Here is a 477-nt window from a genome sequence, read left to right on the forward strand (position 1 = left end):
TACAGATTTAGATATAAGACTTGAAAAAAAATATACAGGAAAAAAAATAACAGCATATAATTTTTCTATCTCTAAAAAGGAAGCTATTATATCAGATCAATTAAAAGAAGCTATAGAAAAAGCTAAGAAAAATATTTATATATCAAAATCAAAAACTTTATCTAATGAGTGTATTGCAATTCTTATGAATGAATTTACTGAAGAAGAACTTGTATTCGGTTTAAAAGAAGCATACAAAATAATAAATAAAGACTTTAGTAGATTAACTTATTTAAGTAAAATTATTAAAACTATAATTTCTAAAGATGATAAAGATATTATAGATAATGAGATTATTATAGATAATATTGAATTTAAAGAAGAAGAAGTGAAAGAAGAAAATATAAAAATTTCATCTATAGATGAAATTAGATTAAGATATATAAAAAAATTAAAACCTCTAGTTCCAATAAGAAAATGGAATTTATTTAATAGTAT

General features: G+C 19.5%; 1 protein-coding gene. It reads left to right on the top strand.

Annotated features, from left to right (window positions below; genetic code table 11):
* Positions 1–477 (top strand): hypothetical protein (locus L988_RS13780; RefSeq protein ID WP_047381370.1); only part of this gene is annotated, 477 nt, incomplete at both ends.

The organism is Cetobacterium sp. ZWU0022 (assembly GCF_000800875.1).
Lineage (GTDB): Bacteria > Fusobacteriota > Fusobacteriia > Fusobacteriales > Fusobacteriaceae > Cetobacterium_A.